This window comes from Tardiphaga sp. 20_F10_N6_6, from assembly GCF_052076045.1.
GTDB lineage: Bacteria > Pseudomonadota > Alphaproteobacteria > Rhizobiales > Xanthobacteraceae > Tardiphaga > Tardiphaga robiniae.
In genome coordinates this window covers 185,658-201,513 of record NZ_CP197239.1, presented here as the reverse complement: position 1 = coordinate 201,513, position 15,856 = coordinate 185,658, and the positions used below count along the sequence as shown (strand labels likewise).

The following is a 15,856-nucleotide window of genomic DNA, read 5'->3' as shown; positions in this document are numbered from 1 at the left end:
CGACCGATGCGCCTCCTAAATCCTGATCTCCACCAGCGGAATTTTCGGGATTGCGCCGGCGGCGAAGGCCGACAGATCGACTTCGAGATAGTCCGTGTCAAAGCGCACGGGCACGTCGAACTGGAAGCCCGCGGTGACTGCAGCACCCGCCCCAGGAATATGCCCGCTGGCGAATGTCACGAGCCCCGTCGTCACATCGCAGCTGAAGGCACTGTCCGCGATCTCGTCGCCGCCAACGGCGATCCGCACGCTGCCGTCGACGGGCTTGGTGATCGGCCGCTGATAGGGCGCGAACGCACTGCCATAGGTCTTCATCAATTGAAACGCGGCGGTTGCGCCATCACCGATACCGATGCCCTGATCATCAGGCGAGATCGCTCCGCCCGACAGGTTCGACGTCTGATCGAGCCGGTCGCGCCAGCGGAAGCCATGCAGCCGCCCGCGCCGTTCCTCGAAGAACGCCACAACGCTCTGCAGTGCCGCCAGCGTCCTGATGCCGTAGCCTGCATCGTAGCGGCGGCGCGAATGCGCCCAGCGTGCGTTGCGCTCCTCGCGCCCGGAGCCGAACGACACGATCTCGGTGCGCCGCTCCGGCCCGCCTGCGCTCTTCAGCGCGATGTCGAGCGGAAACAGGATGTCGTGAAAGGCGGCCATGAGACTCTTCCTTCACCCTCCCCTGGAGGGGGAGGGTCGGCGATCAGCGCGCGAAGCGCGATGAGAGACGGGGTGGGGTAAAGCCACAAGCATCGTCGATGAACAGTCACCCCACCCCGTCACGCGCTGCGCACGTGACGACCCTCCCCCTCCAGGGGAGGGTAAGCAGATCGCACGCTATCCATCACAGACTGCGCTGGCCGCGCGCCACCGCCCGGGCAATCTGGCCGGTGACGTAGCTCTCCGAACGACGGAAGCCGTCGAGATCCGGCGTCGCGATCTGCACATGGATGGTGTTGCCACCGCCCTGCGCGGCGACGCCGAGGCTGCCATCCGCGGCGCGTTGCAATGGCATGATCGCTTCCGGCCCGGACTCGCCGGCCAGACCCGTGCCGCCGCCGGGCATCGGAAAATAGCTGGGCGTGCCGATCACGCCGCCCGACGCGAACGCCTTCACCGTATCGCTCACACCAGCCTTGCCCGCGCCGCCGAACAGGCTCGAGACCAGCGAGGAAATGCTCGATGACATGGCGCCCGCGCCGGCCTGCAGTGCCGATTTCGCCGCCAGGTCCGACATTTTCAGCGCCAGCGACTTCAGCACATCGTCGAACTTCTGGCCCGATGCGACCGAACTCGAGAAGGCCTGGGTCATCACTTTCGAGAACGTCGTCGCGGCGGATGTCAGGCCGGCGGTCTTCGTGGTCATGCTGTCGAGCGTGCCGGACGCCGCGGAGAGGTCACTGGTGTCACTCATGCAGGGGCTCCGCGGAATCCGGAAATTGTGTCATCAGGTCATTGAGCGCGCCGCGATCCATCGGCGTGGATACAGGGCCGCGCACCGCCGCGATGGCATAAGCGAGTTCGCGCGGCGTCATCCGCCAGAACGCATCCGGCGACAGCCGCAGCACGCCGAAACCGAACTGCATCGCCTCGGCCCATGAAAATGGCGCAGGCGATGTCATCGCGCGGCCTGCGGCGTATCGGTGAAGGTGGCTGATATCAATTCGGCGGCGATGCCGACAAAGCCTGCCGCGCCGCCCGGCACGGTCATGGCCGCGACCTCGTCGTCACTGATCGCCTCGCCTGCCCCGCGCAATCCGGCGCCGATGATGCGGATGAGATCGCGCGCCGACATCCGCCCGGAGCCGAAACGCTCGGCCAGTGCTGCGAGGTCATCGGCGCCGAACGCGCTTTCCAGCTCCGCCAGCGCGCCGAGCGTCAGCACCAGTATGCGGCTGTGTCCGCCAATCTCGGCGGCGATCTCGCCGCGCAATCTGTTGGGCATGGTGATCTCCGTTCTTACCCTCCCCTGAAGGGGGAGGGTCGGTGAGCAGCGCGCGAAGCGCAATGCGAGACGGGGTGGGGTGAAGCCACAAGCACCGTCGATGAACATTCACCCCACCCCGCCACGTGCTACGCACGTGACGACCCTCCCCCTCCAGGGGAGGGTAAGGGTCACACCGCCGCAAAAGTCAGCGCGCCCGCCGATTCCAGCGCGAGATCGAAGCTCACTTCGCCATTGTGTTCGCCCGCGAATTCGAGACTGGCGATCTGGAACAGACCGGTGATGGTGCCGAAATCGGGCACCAGGACCTGACAGTTATTGATGGTGCCGTCGAAGAACGCCTGCCGCACCAAGGCATCGGAGGCGCCGTCCTTGAACAGCCCGCGGCCGGAGATCGAGGCGCGCCGCACGCCGGCACCGGCCAACAGCTCGCGCCAGCGATCCACGGATTCCGCATGGGCGATATCGACGATCTCCGCATTGAAGGCGATGCGCCGACTGCGCAGCCCCGCCACCGTGACGAATGTCGTGCCGTTATGGATCTTGATCAGCAGATCCTTGCCCTTCTGTGCGCCCATCGCGTGCTCCTTCAATCCTGCGGTTCGGTGACGGCGCGAAACCGCACCACGGCGTGATAGGTCCGGCCATCGGCCTCGCGCCGGATATCGGCGATCGCAAAGCGCAGATTGACGAGGCGATGCCCGCTCGGCGTCAGCGGCGCATCATCCAGCGCCTGCAGCAGCGCGCCGGTGATGACATGCGCCTCCTTGTGGCCGCCCTGCCGCGACCAGGCATGCAGCGTGAGCTGATGCTCCTGCACTTGGCCGTCATCGGCGGAGACATCGACGATGCGCGCATCGCCGAGCGTCACATAGGGAAACGCCACATTGGCCGGCGGCTCGTCATAAACGCGGTGACCACCGAGCGCGAAACCCAGCGCCGTGTCGGCCTTGAGCGCATCAAAGATCGCCGCGCGCAAGGCGACACTGGCACCAGCTTGGGCTGCCGGCATGAGATGATCCCTCTTTTTTACCCTCCCCTGAAGGGGGAGGGTCGATGCGAAGCGTCAGCGAGCATCGGGGTGGGGTGAAGCCACAAGCATCGTCGATGAACATTCACCCCACCCCGCCACGTGCTATGCACGTGACGACCCTCCCCCTTCAGGGGAGGGTAAACGTCAGTCGATGCGCCACTCGGCGTCGATCTCGACGAATCTGCGCTCGTCGATCTCGCGCAGCGCGGTGATGCGATAGATTTTCGCGCCGTCGAGGAAGCGATGCCGCAGGGTCAGCGCAAAGCCGCTGCGCAGGATGATGCGCAGATGCACCAGCGCGCCGTCGGCGTCGGCCTCGACCTCGCGAGTCATCCGCGCCGGCAGCACCGCGGCCCAGACGGTGGCAACGGCGCTGTAGCTGCGCGCGACGCCGCCCTGCCCGTCATTGGCCTCATCGGGCGCCTCGATTACGAGCCGCGTTTTCAACCGTCCGGGATCGATCATAGCGACAGCCCCCGATACGGCGCGATCAGCGCGTGCAAACCTGCAGGCTGCATTGCCGCGCCGGTGCCGACCGCCGCGAGACCGCGATTGTCATACCAGTGCGCCAGCAGCATCTTCAGCGCATGAAGGAGATCCGCCGGCACGTCGCTCGCAAGCGCGCCGAAGCCGCAGATCACGTCGAGCTCGATGCCTGCGACAGCGCGCCCCGGTGCGGGCAATGCCCAGCACGGCGCCGCGATGACATTGGCAGCGCTATCGACGACGAAACTCTCGACCTCCAGCGCATGCGCGACGCCACTCGCATCGAACACCCGCGCCGCGAGCAGCGTCTGCAGCGGGCCGACGCGCGGGGTGATGCGTCCATTCGCGGGCCATGCATCCAGCACGACGCGCCAGGTCTGGTTCAGCAGCGCGCGGCGTGTGAGCGCTTCCACATGTGCGCGGGCGGCGGCGATCAGCGCGGTGATGACCGCGTCATCGTCGGCGTGCTCGACACGCAGAAATTGTCTGGCCTCGGCAAGCGACAGCGGTTCGCTTGCCGGCGGCACCAGCAGAATGGCGGACATGGGGATCTCCGGGAGGCTCGTGTGACCAATCAGGGAATTGACATCGCGGGTCCGCGGGGCTGACATCCCCGCCATGATTCAGACAGGTTCCCGCATGCCGCGGCGCCCACGCGCCGTCATTCGTTCTCTCGCCATTGCCAGCATTGCGCTTGCATCGCTCATCTCAATTCCCGCTTCCGCGCTCGTCGGCGGCGCCAGCGTGCGCGATGACGAGATCGGCCGCGCGGTGATCACCATTGTCGGCTCGCGCGGCAATTTCTGTTCGGGCGCACTGATCGCGCCGACTTTGGTGCTGTCGGCGGCGCATTGCGTGACGCCCGGCGCCAGCTACAAGATCGTGCTCTATGACGCCCAGCGGCAGCCGCAACTACTGGCGGTGAAACGCGTCGCCGATCATCCGCAGTTCAATGCGGAGGGCATCAAGGCGCATCGCGCCAGCGCCGATGTGGCGCTGCTGCAGCTTGCAGATCCCTTGCCCGGCAAGACCGCGCTGCCGCTCGGCGTGCCCACCGAGCCCTTCGCCGCCGGGCAGAATTATCTCGTGGCCGGCATCGGCGTCGCCGCGCGCGGCGACGGCAAGAGCGGCGGCACCGTGCGCGCGGCGCAGCTCACCTCCACCAGCCATCCCGGCAAATTGCAGATAAGACTGGTCGATCCCGCGACCGACAACACACGCGACGGCCTCGGCGCCTGCACCGGCGACAGCGGTGGGCCCGTGCTGCAGCAGCAGAACGGACGCAACGTCGTGATCGGCGTGGTGTCGTGGTCCACCGGCGCGAAGAATGCCGCCGGCTGCGGCGGCCTCACCGGCGTGACGCCGCTGACGCTGTATCGCGACTGGATCCTGCAGACGGCGCGCGCCTGGGGCACGCCGCTCTGATCGCAGGCGCTCTCAAGGCAAGGCTGTGCAAGCAAGCGCCGCGCAAGGCAGGTGTCGTTAAGATCCGTGAAAGGTTCTCCGCTATGATCCGCGAATCATGGGGATCTCCGACATGCTGCGCCTGCTCACTCTTGCCGTTTCCGTGGCCATTTCAACCGCTGCCCTGATCGCGGGCGCGCAGGCTGCCGACATGGCCGGCCAGGGCCGCATCGGCCGGCTGTTCGACGAGCCGGTGGTGAAGAGCCGCCGCGTGGTGGTGGTCAAGGACGAAAAGCCGATGGAAGAGCCGATCGTGCAATATGCGCCGGAGGTGGATATCTCCTCCATCGTGCATGGCTATTACGGCAAGCCGAATTCCTATTATTACCGCAACTATTACGGCACCCCGTCCGAGACGATCTTCAGCCGCGCGCCCTATGGCTGCGGCTATTACGGCTATTGCTGAGCGCCGCGCGAAACCGGCGCGCCGACTGCGGAGGTTTCAGACTGCGACAGCGTTTTCATGCGACAGCATTGTCCTGCGACAACATTGCCTGCGACATTGTGATAGTGGCGTCTCTCATTCTTGTGAACTGCATTTCCGAAACGCCTCCCTAGCTAGAGGGGTGCTTCAGAGCATCACGGGAAGCCGGTTATGGGAAAAGAAGAAAAGACCGAAGCCGAACTTGAGGAAATGATCGCCCAGCGCATTGTTGTCGGCGGCGTCTATGTGTCGGTACGCAGGGATGCCCTGCTCGGCTGGCGGCCGATGGTGATCACCGCGCCGAAACACGCCACTTATGCCCAGCAGCTCGCCGACGAAGTGGCCGTGGAACTGCGCAAGAAGTTCGTGCTGAAGGATTGAACCTGTCTGCACCAGGAATTCCGGGCGCATGTCACCCACGCAGCAGCATCCCCTGCGGCAGCAGCCCATGCGCCCGTATCGGCTAGTCCTTCTTCTCCGTCACATTGCTGATCGTCTTGACGCCATTGCTCTCGGTATAGGTCACCGTGACGCGCTCGCCGGCATGCAGCGACTCCGGAACCGTGCGCAGCCGGAATTTCTCCACCGCGCCCGGCGTATTCGCGCCGACGGTCTCGCCAGCCGGCGCCTGCTTGATCACCACTTCGCTGGTGGTGCGATCGAGAATGGTGCCGATCCCCGTGAAGGTCTGGTCAGCAGCTTGAACTGCAGACCCCGCAAAGGCCCCCATCACGGCAATCACGGCCGCACACGCGACGCGTTCGGTCAGTCTCATTGTCGTTCTCCAAAGCTTGCGTGAATGGAGGTAACGACGGCAGCGGGGGAATGGTTCCGCGACTTCGCCCGATTGTCACAGCAGCCGTATACGCGGTCCGCCGCTCGTGAAGCTGCTCATGAGGGAGGTGATCCCCCACACCATGGCGTCGAGTCTGTCAGGCGAACGCCCGCTCGATAGGCCCTCCACTCCGAAGTCGCACATCTCGTCTTCGAGATCGGGGAAACAGCCGACATGTTTCACCTTGCCCTGCTCATAGAGCGCCGCCACCGGCTCGGCGCGCAGATATTTGCCGCGCGTCGCATGCACTTCCTTCAGCGGCACCGTGTGATCGACCTCGCGCAGCACCGCGCGCACCATCTCGCCGCCCATATTCACTTCGGCGACGATGTTGTTGGCATTGAGCCGGCGATACAGCGCCACAGCCTTGCTGGCCCAGGCCGACGGCGAGAGACCCGCCGCTGACGCATCTTCCAGCACATAGAACCAGCCGCTCTCGGCGCGGCCCACCGCAACGATGCCGCAAGCATCGGCGCCCTTGCGCGAGGTGCCCGGCGGATCGATTGCCACCACGATTTTCGACAGCGGCGGCGGCTCCGTCACGCGGCACGTCTCGATCAGCGCCCGCGACCACAGCGCATCCGGCCGGTCCTCGATCAGCTCGCCATCCAGTTCCTGCCGTCCCATCCGCGTCCCGGCATAGCGACCGACCACCGCATCGAGAAAGGTCGGCGACAGATAATGCTTGTTGGCTATTGTCGGTGCCCGCGTCACCCGCGTGCGCGGGTCGGACAGCAGCCGTTTGATGATTGGCAAAGGCCGCGGTGTCGTGGTGATCAATTGCCGCGGTCGCGCGCCGAGCCGCAGTCCGAATTGCAGCGTGTCGAAAGCGGCTTCCGCATAGCGCCACTTCGCCAGCTCGTCGCACCACGCAGCCTCGAATTGCGGTCCACGCAGGCTTTCGGGATCGTCGGCGGAGAACACCTGCCCGACAGCACCGTTCGGCCATTCCAGCCGCTTGCGTGTCGCGGTCCAGGTCGGTCGCTCAGCGCGCGGGCCAACCCGCAGCAGGCCGGACTCGCCTTCGAGCATCACCTCGCGGGCATCGAGCGCGGTCTCGCCAACCAGCGCAATGCGGCCATGGGCGCGATCCGCATAAGGCGGCGTACCCTGCGCCAGCGCCCGCACCCATTCCGCGCCGGTGCGCGTCTTCCCGGCACCGCGACCACCGAGCATCAGCCAGGTCGTCCACGGCCCGCCATTGTTGCCGGTTGCGCCGTGCTCCTGATGCGGATGGGCGAAACATGCGAAGTCATGATACAGGCGAAGCTGGCTGTGCAGTCCCTGCGTCTGCAAAAACGCATCCGTCAGCCCCGCTAGGGACAAACGCATCCATGCGCTGCGCAACGTCTCTACGGAAGTCGTCAATGTCGGCGGGCCGATCGTCATTGTCTAAAGCTGCCAAATCAAAAAACACAAACGAGCTGAACCGAAGCCTCGCCGATAACTCTGACGCGATATGATGTTAACATCCTAAAATTGTGCTTGCAGATCGCCACATCCGTCTTAGTCTGCGATGCATACTTCAGTCATCAAAACAGCCAGCGCGCTACCGAACCGATTGTTGCTAACAAACCTGCGCTGCAGCTACCCATCACAAGACCGATACCCACGTAAGTGGTTTGGGGCGATCTAGATCTGGCGATAACCATTAGCCCCACTACGGCTACTGAACATTCCGCAAAGAGTATTTCTGCAGTCATTTTCCGGAGCCCTTTTTCATGGAAGATATGAACGCCAGACAAAAGGCGAAGCGCATCGCTGTATTTTTGGACGGAACGTGGAATACCGTCCATGACAACACAAATGTCTGGCGCCTTCGAGCGCTCACGGCACCGATCGGGTCCGACGGCGTTGAACAAAAGATTTTCTATAATTCCGGATTGGGTACGCGAACGGGCCAGAAAATTAGTGGCGGAATGTTCGGTATCGGAATCGATGATATTCTTCTCGATGCCTACGAATGGCTCGTCGAGAATTACAACAACGGGGATCAACTCTTCATATTTGGATTTAGCCGCGGGTCATTTACAGCTCGAAGTCTTTCAGGGTTTATATCGAAGTGTGGCTTGCTGACCCCCGGAGCACCACTTTCAACAAATCAGCTATACGGTCGTTATCGCCTCGGGCTGAACGCGGTGACGATTGATCACCTGCTAAATCACCCTCCCGAAGAACCGACACTCGAAGAACAATGGGTCGTAAAATATTCACGCTCGATACCAGTACGTTTTCTTGGCGTGTTTGACACCGTCGGTTCTCTAGGCAATCCCTCTCCAATCAGTAGATTTCGGCGTCGGCACCAGTTTTTGAATACTGGGTTGCGGGTCTCGAATACATCGGCTGCGCATGCATTGGCCATTGATGAGCATCGGCCTGATTTTCCACCAACACTCTGGACTCGTTCGGTGCCCAAAGAGAAGGACGCCATGCAACCTCGCGCTGTACGAACACTGGATGAAGCGGAGCAACGATGGTTTGTTGGTGCTCACGCGAATGTTGGAGGCGGCTACGCAAGCGACCTTCTAGCTCAAGAGCCACTGGCCTGGATGATGAAAAAGGCTGCAGCAAAAGGTCTTTCCTTTCGCCAGGATGTCGATCATTTCCCGGAATTTCTAAAGTCCCCCGTAATCGATTCATACGGAAGCTTTTTGGGTGGCGTGTACAAGATCTTTCGTACACGGTTTGATCGGACCATCGGCGCGGACCCAATCGACGCTCCGGCGGAAACGGAGAGCACGATAAATGAAACAATAGACGCCAGCGTATTCGAGCGATGGCGCACGGACAGCTCTTATAGACCCCGCAGCCTCACTGAGTGGGTCGATCGCAAGAAAATCGATCTGAGTTCGATTACAACATCGATCCGGGCAGAAGACCCCACACTAACTGTCACTTGACCGACTAGTTCATAGCCGTCTTCAAAATGGAGACATGCGGATGCCTGCCGATACTGCGAATAGAGGCCTGGACGCGGCCTATTATTTCTTTTCTCTGATCGTTACCTTGTTCTGCTTCGTTGTATCCATCGGCTACATAATTCTGGCGATCAGCGTCAACGCGGGCAGATCATCAGATTTGGCAGGTATTGAAGCAAGTATCCAGAACTCTGCTGCACAGCTCGCAAAGAACCCTGCGTCGGATGACGTCCCATACATTCGGGCCGCACTCTCCGATTTGAACGCACAGCGCGTTGGCCAACAGAAAGAAATTGACTACGGCAAAGATAAGCTTTGGCATCTAACTTTTAGGGAATGCGCCCTAGCGTTCGACTCCGCGTGCTTTCACCGAAATTCGAGCGCCATGAACATCATTTATCTAGGAATTGCGAGCGGTGTTCTAGGCGTATGTCTGTTCTTCTTTATTTCGATGCGAACCGACGCTCTACTGCCTGCGCCAGCGATGTGGCAGCTAAGTACACTCATTTCTCTTATTTGCTTGCTACCAATTGGGTCTGCGATTGGCCTACTAACGGTATTCATCCTGAGAGGAGCGAAGGGTGCTATTTTAACGCAGGTATCGAATGTTGTTCAGGTTGAAAGCCCGTTTGGGATCGCTTTTGCGTGTACCCTGGCGGCATTTTTTTCCGATCGAATTCTAGCGGCACTATCGCGGTTGCTCGAGCATTTTGGCTTAACAAAAACGGCATAACGGATCTAATGCGCAGCAAGAACCGCGCCTCCTTGGCCCAACAAGGAGGCTTACTTCCCGCGTGCTGACCTAACCTCACTACACGTTACTATTCGTTTGTATTCGAGGATACATTCGCGTCAGCGCTGCCCTGGACAAATCGCTCAATGCGCTCCGCAAGCGCGATACGGAATGCCTCCGGGTCGGCTGGGATATCGTCTGGGTCGTTGGCGTTCACACTCGCCGGCTCGCGCAAGGCGCGCACCTTGAACAGGGTTTGGGTCAATGATGACAGCGTGCGGGCAATGCGGACAGCGGCGATGCTGCGACCTGTCTCGCTGCCGGTTTCGTCCTTCAGCCGCTCGACCTTGGCCAGCTCCTTCGAGACTGCCCGTTCCATTCGCAGCACCAGCGGCGCCACATCCGGACTTGGGACCGCCGCCGGTGTGGCACCAACAGCCGCATCCAGCACATCGGCAGCAGCTAGATCGAGCTGCAGTGCGACCGGCAGATCACGCGGCGGTCTGTTCTTGCGCAATGGCCAGCCCTGGCGTTCGGCCAGACGCTGCACCGTCTCGCGGTGCACTTCAAAATCGACAGCAATCGATTCCAGGGACTCCGTGGTTTCGACGTAACGCTGGCGGACATTCTCGATTGCCGCCGCTGTGAAGCCACGAGGGCGCTGAGCGGGAGGATCTTTTTGCATCGAGATATCCAGAGATTGGTTGTCCATCCTCAGATTGGGATGCGATGGACAGCAACGTCACTCGGTTCGGCGCACATGCGGCTATCAGCGCACAGAACTCACCGCAAACTTCAGCACCTTGATCGCATCGAAGTCCTGCACCCCGCCCCCGACCCGCTTGGTCGTATAGAACAGCACATAGGGCTCGGCGCTGGTGGGATCGCGCAGCACCTGCACGCCCTGGCGGTCCACGATCAGGTATCCCCAGCGGAAATCTCCGAAGGAGATCGACAGCGACCCCGCCGCGACATCCGGCATATCTGCGATACACGCCGCGCACGTCAGATCAGCCTCACACAAGCTCTTTCTGGCAAACATCCATCGCACAACCGTCGCCATCGCTCTCGCGCAGTGACGCGCTGATCAGAAGGAATGCCCGTCGTGCTGCGCCAGCTCGCTTTCGCCTGCATTGCTGCTGCCATAACGCTGCCGGCGGCAGCCGCCGATCTCTCGGGCACTCCGCGCTATGGCCACGGTCAGGTGGTCGAGCCGGCACCGCTTGTTGGCGGCGGGCGTTTCCTTGCCGTCGAATCCCCGCCATTCGACAAGGTCACCACCTATTCGTCCCCGGGCGGAGCTCCAATTCAGGTTCACCGCTATTTCGGCCCGCCGCAGGTTTCCTATTACTACAGCCACTATGGTGTGCCGCCGGAGCTGCTTGTTGGCCGCCAGCAATTTGGCTGCAACTACCGCTATTGCTGAACCAGAGAGCATGATCCCGAAAAGTGGCTTCCGGTTTTCGCCGACAAACGAATTCGTTTGTCGAGGGATCATGCTCCAACAAAAGAGAAAGCAGCGGGCGACGGCACGTCGCCCGCACCGATCGCCCGCCCTCAGCTCACCGCAAACTTCAGCAGCTTGATCGCATCGAAGTCCTGCACCCCGCCGCCCACCCGCTTGGTCGTGTAGAACAACACATAGGGTTTGGCGCTGTAGGGATCGCGCAGCATCCGCACGCCCTGGCGGTCCACGATCAGGTAGCCCCTGCGGAAATCGCCGAAGGCGATGGAGAGCGAGCCTGCGGCGACATCCGGCATGTCCTCAGTATCGGCGAGCGGAAAGCCGATCAGGCTGGCGCGGCCCGAGGCTGTGGCCGGCGGCTGCCAGAGATAGACGCCGGTGGAGTCCTTGAACTTGCGGATGGCCGCCTGGGTGCGGCGGTTCATCACGAAGGTGGCGTTCTGCCGGTAGCCGGGCTTCAGCGCATAGATCAGATCGACCAGGCTGTCGGACGGGTTCGACGCCGCGAAGGCGCCGGCCGCGCCGGTGGCGATGGTGCCGATATTGCCCCAACTCCATGAGGCATTGGCCACGGTCGTATAGCTGAGAAATCCCTTCGGCTTGTTGATGCCGTCGCCGGAGACGAAGGCCATGCCTTCCTGCTCGGCGAACACCTGATCGATCTCCCCGGCGATCCAGTCATCGAGATCGACGGCCGCATCGTCGAGGAGTGTCGCTGTCGCCGCCGGCATGGCGTAAAGCTCCATCGCCGGAAACGACAGCACATCGAATGTCGGCGAATTGGTCTGCGGGCGCGCCGCCGTTTCGCCGATCCAGCCGGTGGTTGGCCCCGCCGTCATGAACGGCTTCTTGTAGAGTCCGCTGGAGATCCGGCGGACACCTGCAATGCCGCGGATCGGCGAGATCATCGCGAGCCGTTCGGCGATCACCGTGTCCAGCTCGACCGGCACCAGATAGCCACCGTCGGCATTGCTGCCGACCGACATCGCCTTGGTCTCGATCTGCCGCAGGCCTTCGCTCTCACCGGATCGCACATAGGCATCGAAAGCCGACTTGTGTTCGGAAGGTTGGGGGCGCGCGGCGCTGTCCGCAGCAAGTGCGGGCCGCGCGCCCTTCAGGGACAACTGATCGAGCCGCCGATGCTGCGCATCCAGCGCCTGGTTGATGCGATCGACCTTCTCCTCCAGCAGCACATCGCTGCGCTTGTGCTCGATAACAGCCAGTCGCTCGTCATTGGCGGCCTTGAATTCCTCGAAGGTCTGTCGCAACTCGTCATAGTCGTTGCGCGAGCCAGTCGAGAAGCCGGCTTTGTGTTCGGGGGCAGCATCGGTGATGTCGAAATTCATGGTGTTCTCCGGGGTTGAAGACGTCAGTCGTCTGGGTAGAGACATGGCGAAGCTGCACGCGCAACGACGTCGCGGACGTTCACGGGTCCTGAACGATCGGCTCAGGGCCGATGGAACGGCCTAGCAGCGACATGAAATTTGATCTGGAACAGGGAACCCGCTAGCCTGAACGGCGTTTAGGCTCGTCCGGTAGAGTGACACACACGGAGTTGGCGATGACGAAGCATGCGCAACCACCGATGACGAAATACGACCAGTTCCTGCAACAGGCACAGCAGGAAATGATCGCCTTCGAACAGCGCGAGAGCGCGTTCCGCAGGCAGGACCGCGAAGAACGCGCCGAGCGCCTGCACCTGCCGATCCCGCGCAACGAGCTGCACTAGGTCCTCACACGGTTTTCAGATTTCCGGCGAAACGCGACACCGGCGCTCACGGCGCCGAGTGCCTGCTTGCGATCGGCGCTGCTGCGCATCGAGCGCCTGGTTGATGCGATCGACCTTCTCCTCCAGCAGCACGTCGCCGCGCTCGATCCGCGCGATGCGCTCGTCATTGGCGGACTTGAATTCCTCGAACGTGTTGCGCAGTTCGTCGTAGTCCTCGCGCGCGTTGATTGGCGATGATCGAGGTCACTTGTCTCGGACGCGGCGGAACTGTGCGGAATGGCACAGACCCGCCTCCCCCGCTCTGCCTAGGCTGCTGCAAGCGGGGATTCGCCCCGCCGGGGGAACGACATGCGCAACATCACCATGACTGGAATGCTCGCCGGCCTGGTCGCGGCCGGAGCCGCGCAAGCGGCCGATGTGACCGTCAAGGCGCCGCGGCTGCCGCCGGCCGAGACCTCGTGGGTGCCGCACTCCGGCTTCTTCGTCGGCATCGGCGGCAGCGCCAATACGCTCGATTTCGGCACCCAGAATGTCTATGCGGTGGGGACGTCGAACGTCTTCACCAACGGCGTGCTGACCTCCTCGGGATCGGCCGCCGGCCCGGCGACGCTGTATCCGGACGACCGTGCGCAGATCGCCTTCTCGGCGCAGGGCGGCTACTTCTCCCGTTTCTCCGGCAGCGACTGGCTGTGGGGCGCCAAGTTCGGCTACAGCTATCTCGGCACCAGTTCCAACATCCGCGCGGCGCTGCTGCCGCAGGTGGGATCGTTCACGCCGACCGGCACGAGCACGGTGGTGCCGTTCACCGGCAACGCGCTGGTGCAGTCCTACCAGATCCATATCGATCACCAGATGACGTTCGTGCCCTTCATCGGCCATGCGTTCGACCGCGGCTTCGTCTATCTCGGCGCCGGCCCGACGCTGACCCGGGTCCGCACCGACCTCAACGGCCTGATCGGCTTCGCCGACCTCAACGGCAACCGCACCGACGTCTCCGGCGCGCCGATCAACCTGACCAGCAAGAGCTGGGTGCTCGGCGGCGCCGCCATGGTCGGCGCCACCTACTTCCTCGATCCGACCTGGTTCGTGGATGTGAACTACATGTTCGCCATAACCGAAAACAACACCGCGAACTATGCGAGCCCGTTCACCAATCCGAACGGCACCGGCGGCACCACCAACCAGGGCACCATGGTCGGCACCGCCGCCGCGCGGACCCAGACCCAGGCGATCACGGCGACGATCAACAAACTGTTCTGAGCGCGCATCGCGGCGCGGCGCGTTGTCCTCAGCGCCCGGCGAACCGGGCGTGGGCGGCGACGCCGTGCAGCGCGCGTTTGAGATCGGCGCGGGCGCGCAGCGAACAGGCCTGGACAGGTCCGCCCGCTTTGCGCCCACGCCGGATGACCAGCGCCGGTGCATCCGCGGCGCCGGTGATGCGTGTGAGATTCTGACTTGCGAGATTTGTCCAGTCACGCTCGGCCTGCGCGCGCAGCCGCGACATCGGCGCGTCCTTCACGGCGCTCACCCGCGCGCCGTGCAGCAGCGGGAACGTGACGATGGAGACTTCCCAGAGATCGACCTGATAGAGTTTGCGCACCCGCGTCTTCGGCTCGATCTGGCCGCGCTGCGTGCGATAGCCGATCGACAATCCGTCGACGGCGCCGGCCTGCAGCAGCGCCAGCAATTCGCGGGCGCGTATCACATCCGGGATTAATCGGCCCCGCGCCCATAATCCGCGCAGATCTTCCTTCATCTCGAGCCAGACGCCGACGGGCTCGGAGGGATCGTGCTGGAACAGCATCGGGATCTTGCGGAGACCGCGCTGCTTCAGCGTCTGCGTGAAAGCGCCGGGCATCACCATGTCGCGCGCCTGATCGATCTCGCCGAACAGCGAGGCATAGCCCTCGATCACGCCGTCCGGCGTGAGTGCGAGGCGCGCGGGGGATGGCTGGGGTGATGGCGTTAGGAATGGCGTCGGAGCATGCATCGGCGGCCTCGCGAGATGCGGGGGGGGAAGAAGAGAGATCGTGGTGTCGTGGCTTGGCTCAGACAGCAGTGTCCCCTCTCCCCCGCGCGTGGCGCAGCCACGCGAAGGCGGGGTCTGGCGGACGAGTCGTCCGCCATGGGTCAGGGAGAGGGGGCGCGACACGCGACGTCGCTTGCGGCGCCCTCTCCCGCCTTCGCTACGCTCAGGCACCCTCTCCCGCGGCGCGCAGCTTCGCTGCGCTGGGGGAGAGGGGAAGAAAAACGAACTACACTTTCGCGCGCCGCGGCGGCTTTCGTCGCGCCGCCGGCTTCACCCGCGGCCTCGAAGCGATGGCCTTGCGCTGCAACTGATCCAGATGCGCCAGAAATTCTTTGAAAACACTCAGATGATCCTTGCCCGCTTTGGTCTCCGGGCGGATCGAACGCATCACGTCGTGCAGACTGTCCATGGAAGATCCCTTTCAGATGTCGTCGGTGTCGTCGCGCATGCGGTGGCGGCGATGCGCACGGCGGTTGAAGCGCGCGAGCTGCCGCACGAATTCGTCGAAGCGGCGCGAGGCGCCGGCGAGTTCACGCAGCGCGAACAGAGCCGCGGCGCTGGCGACGCTCGCCCACAGAAACAGAGCGAGATGCGCGAGGTCGCCGCGCTCGGTGAAGATGCGGATCAGGTCATCCATGGCGATTGTACTTCCATCTTGCGCGCCGCCGCTGCCGCGTTCACGCGCCGTCGAACCTTTCGGCTGACGCCGCCGACCAAGCAGCAACGCCGTCCCGGCTCCCTCGCCATCCGAGCACGACACATGTACCCGAACGCACGATCTGGCCTGTCCTTGCGTCTATC

23 protein-coding genes and 2 pseudogenes are annotated in these 15,856 nt (G+C 63.0%); 8 read left to right on the top strand and 17 right to left on the bottom strand.

The features are described 5' to 3' along the window. Positions 1 to 15: 15 nt before the first annotated feature. The 8 genes from AB7813_RS00870 to AB7813_RS00835 all read right to left on the bottom strand — a co-directional run bounded on the left by AB7813_RS00870 (position 16) and on the right by AB7813_RS00835 (position 4,003). On the bottom strand, positions 16 to 654 hold the full coding sequence (locus AB7813_RS00870) for a phage distal tail protein, Rcc01695 family (RefSeq protein ID WP_439083628.1): 639 nt from the start codon (positions 652 to 654) through the stop codon (positions 16 to 18). A gap of 184 nt (positions 655 to 838) precedes the next feature. After that, complete coding sequence (locus AB7813_RS00865; protein ID WP_439083629.1) at positions 839 to 1,408, bottom strand: phage tail tape measure protein; 570 nt, start codon at positions 1,406 to 1,408, stop codon at positions 839 to 841. Then, a complete protein-coding gene (locus AB7813_RS00860) occupies positions 1,401 to 1,616 on the bottom strand; it encodes a rcc01693 family protein (protein ID WP_439083630.1) in 216 nt (71 codons plus the stop codon). Before AB7813_RS00860 ends, AB7813_RS00865 begins: the two co-directional genes overlap by 8 nt. Further along, entirely contained in the window at positions 1,613 to 1,939 is a 327-nt protein-coding gene (locus AB7813_RS00855; protein ID WP_439083631.1) for a gene transfer agent family protein, read from the bottom strand. Before AB7813_RS00855 ends, AB7813_RS00860 begins: the two co-directional genes overlap by 4 nt. 170 nt (positions 1,940 to 2,109) lie before the next feature. Continuing rightward, positions 2,110 to 2,517: a phage major tail protein, TP901-1 family gene (locus AB7813_RS00850; RefSeq protein WP_439083632.1), complete on the bottom strand. Its 408-nt coding sequence runs from the start codon at positions 2,515 to 2,517 to the stop codon at positions 2,110 to 2,112. An 11-nt stretch (positions 2,518 to 2,528) separates the two neighbouring features. After that, positions 2,529 to 2,951, bottom strand: coding sequence for a DUF3168 domain-containing protein (locus AB7813_RS00845; protein WP_439061366.1), 423 nt, complete (start codon positions 2,949 to 2,951; stop codon positions 2,529 to 2,531). Between the two features lie 165 nt (positions 2,952 to 3,116). Then, positions 3,117 to 3,437 (bottom strand): head-tail adaptor protein, encoded by a 321-nt coding sequence (locus tag AB7813_RS00840; protein WP_439083633.1) that lies wholly within the window; start codon positions 3,435 to 3,437, stop codon positions 3,117 to 3,119. Continuing rightward, on the bottom strand, positions 3,434 to 4,003 hold the full coding sequence (locus AB7813_RS00835) for a head-tail connector protein (protein WP_439083634.1): 570 nt from the start codon (positions 4,001 to 4,003) through the stop codon (positions 3,434 to 3,436). The genes AB7813_RS00840 and AB7813_RS00835 overlap by 4 nt, the downstream gene beginning before the upstream one ends. A gap of 94 nt (positions 4,004 to 4,097) precedes the next feature. Between AB7813_RS00835 and AB7813_RS00830 the strand changes: the two genes are divergently transcribed. The 3 genes from AB7813_RS00830 to AB7813_RS00820 all read left to right on the top strand — a co-directional run bounded on the left by AB7813_RS00830 (position 4,098) and on the right by AB7813_RS00820 (position 5,727). Continuing rightward, positions 4,098 to 4,883, top strand: coding sequence for a S1 family peptidase (locus AB7813_RS00830; RefSeq protein WP_439083635.1), 786 nt, complete (start codon positions 4,098 to 4,100; stop codon positions 4,881 to 4,883). Positions 4,884 to 4,980: 97 nt separating this feature from the next. Continuing rightward, positions 4,981 to 5,328, top strand: a complete 348-nt coding sequence (locus AB7813_RS00825; protein WP_439083636.1) for a hypothetical protein — start codon at positions 4,981 to 4,983, stop codon at positions 5,326 to 5,328. A gap of 189 nt (positions 5,329 to 5,517) precedes the next feature. Next, on the top strand, positions 5,518 to 5,727 hold the full coding sequence (locus AB7813_RS00820; protein WP_089267048.1) for a hypothetical protein: 210 nt from the start codon (positions 5,518 to 5,520) through the stop codon (positions 5,725 to 5,727). Between the two features lie 82 nt (positions 5,728 to 5,809). Here the strand turns inward: AB7813_RS00820 and AB7813_RS00815 are convergent, their stop codons facing one another. Continuing rightward, the gene (locus tag AB7813_RS00815; protein ID WP_441227869.1) at positions 5,810 to 6,121 is read right to left on the bottom strand and encodes a hypothetical protein; all 312 of its coding nucleotides are present in this window, start codon (positions 6,119 to 6,121) and stop codon (positions 5,810 to 5,812) included. A 75-nt stretch (positions 6,122 to 6,196) separates the two neighbouring features. After that, complete coding sequence (locus AB7813_RS00810; RefSeq protein ID WP_439083638.1) at positions 6,197 to 7,513, bottom strand: DNA-packaging protein; 1,317 nt, start codon at positions 7,511 to 7,513, stop codon at positions 6,197 to 6,199. 389 nt (positions 7,514 to 7,902) lie between these two features. Between AB7813_RS00810 and AB7813_RS00805 the strand changes: the two genes are divergently transcribed. Further along, a complete protein-coding gene (locus tag AB7813_RS00805) occupies positions 7,903 to 9,081 on the top strand; it encodes a DUF2235 domain-containing protein (RefSeq protein ID WP_439088980.1) in 1,179 nt (392 codons plus the stop codon). A 40-nt stretch (positions 9,082 to 9,121) separates the two neighbouring features. Further along, on the top strand, positions 9,122 to 9,832 hold the full coding sequence (locus AB7813_RS00800; protein WP_439083640.1) for a hypothetical protein: 711 nt from the start codon (positions 9,122 to 9,124) through the stop codon (positions 9,830 to 9,832). 88 nt (positions 9,833 to 9,920) lie between these two features. Here AB7813_RS00800 and AB7813_RS00795 read toward each other — a convergent pair whose 3' ends face one another. Together AB7813_RS00795 and AB7813_RS00790 are read right to left on the bottom strand one after the other, a co-directional pair. Continuing rightward, positions 9,921 to 10,517 carry a hypothetical protein gene (locus AB7813_RS00795; protein ID WP_439083641.1) on the bottom strand — a complete coding sequence of 199 codons (597 nt, stop codon included), beginning with the start codon at positions 10,515 to 10,517 and terminating at the stop codon, positions 9,921 to 9,923. 84 nt (positions 10,518 to 10,601) lie between these two features. Beyond that, positions 10,602 to 10,817 (bottom strand): annotated as a pseudogene (locus AB7813_RS00790) (phage major capsid protein); the annotation flags it as partial. A gap of 111 nt (positions 10,818 to 10,928) precedes the next feature. Between AB7813_RS00790 and AB7813_RS00785 the strand changes: the two are divergent. Then, entirely contained in the window at positions 10,929 to 11,258 is a 330-nt protein-coding gene (locus AB7813_RS00785) for a hypothetical protein (protein ID WP_439083642.1), read from the top strand. Between the two features lie 131 nt (positions 11,259 to 11,389). Here AB7813_RS00785 and AB7813_RS00780 read toward each other — a convergent pair whose 3' ends face one another. Beyond that, complete coding sequence (locus tag AB7813_RS00780; RefSeq protein ID WP_439083643.1) at positions 11,390 to 12,643, bottom strand: phage major capsid protein; 1,254 nt, start codon at positions 12,641 to 12,643, stop codon at positions 11,390 to 11,392. 215 nt (positions 12,644 to 12,858) lie between these two features. Between AB7813_RS00780 and AB7813_RS00775 the strand changes: the two genes are divergently transcribed. Further along, a complete protein-coding gene (locus AB7813_RS00775; RefSeq protein ID WP_439083644.1) occupies positions 12,859 to 13,026 on the top strand; it encodes a hypothetical protein in 168 nt (55 codons plus the stop codon). 72 nt (positions 13,027 to 13,098) lie between these two features. On the opposite strand, the pseudogene AB7813_RS00770 reads toward AB7813_RS00775, so the two are convergent. Next, positions 13,099 to 13,254, bottom strand: a pseudogene (locus tag AB7813_RS00770) (phage major capsid protein); the annotation flags it as partial. A 120-nt stretch (positions 13,255 to 13,374) separates the two neighbouring features. Here AB7813_RS00770 and AB7813_RS00765 point away from each other — a divergent pair. Next, on the top strand, positions 13,375 to 14,286 hold the full coding sequence (locus tag AB7813_RS00765) for an outer membrane protein (RefSeq protein ID WP_441227868.1): 912 nt from the start codon (positions 13,375 to 13,377) through the stop codon (positions 14,284 to 14,286). A gap of 28 nt (positions 14,287 to 14,314) precedes the next feature. On the opposite strand, the gene AB7813_RS00760 is transcribed toward AB7813_RS00765, so the two are convergent. The 3 genes from AB7813_RS00760 to AB7813_RS00750 all read right to left on the bottom strand — a co-directional run bounded on the left by AB7813_RS00760 (position 14,315) and on the right by AB7813_RS00750 (position 15,692). Then, positions 14,315 to 15,016, bottom strand: coding sequence for an HK97 family phage prohead protease (locus AB7813_RS00760; RefSeq protein WP_439083645.1), 702 nt, complete (start codon positions 15,014 to 15,016; stop codon positions 14,315 to 14,317). Between the two features lie 265 nt (positions 15,017 to 15,281). After that, the gene (locus tag AB7813_RS00755; RefSeq protein WP_439083646.1) at positions 15,282 to 15,464 is read right to left on the bottom strand and encodes a hypothetical protein; all 183 of its coding nucleotides are present in this window, start codon (positions 15,462 to 15,464) and stop codon (positions 15,282 to 15,284) included. 12 nt (positions 15,465 to 15,476) lie between these two features. Continuing rightward, the gene (locus AB7813_RS00750) at positions 15,477 to 15,692 is read right to left on the bottom strand and encodes a hypothetical protein (RefSeq protein ID WP_089267037.1); all 216 of its coding nucleotides are present in this window, start codon (positions 15,690 to 15,692) and stop codon (positions 15,477 to 15,479) included. Positions 15,693 to 15,856 lie beyond the last annotated feature (164 nt).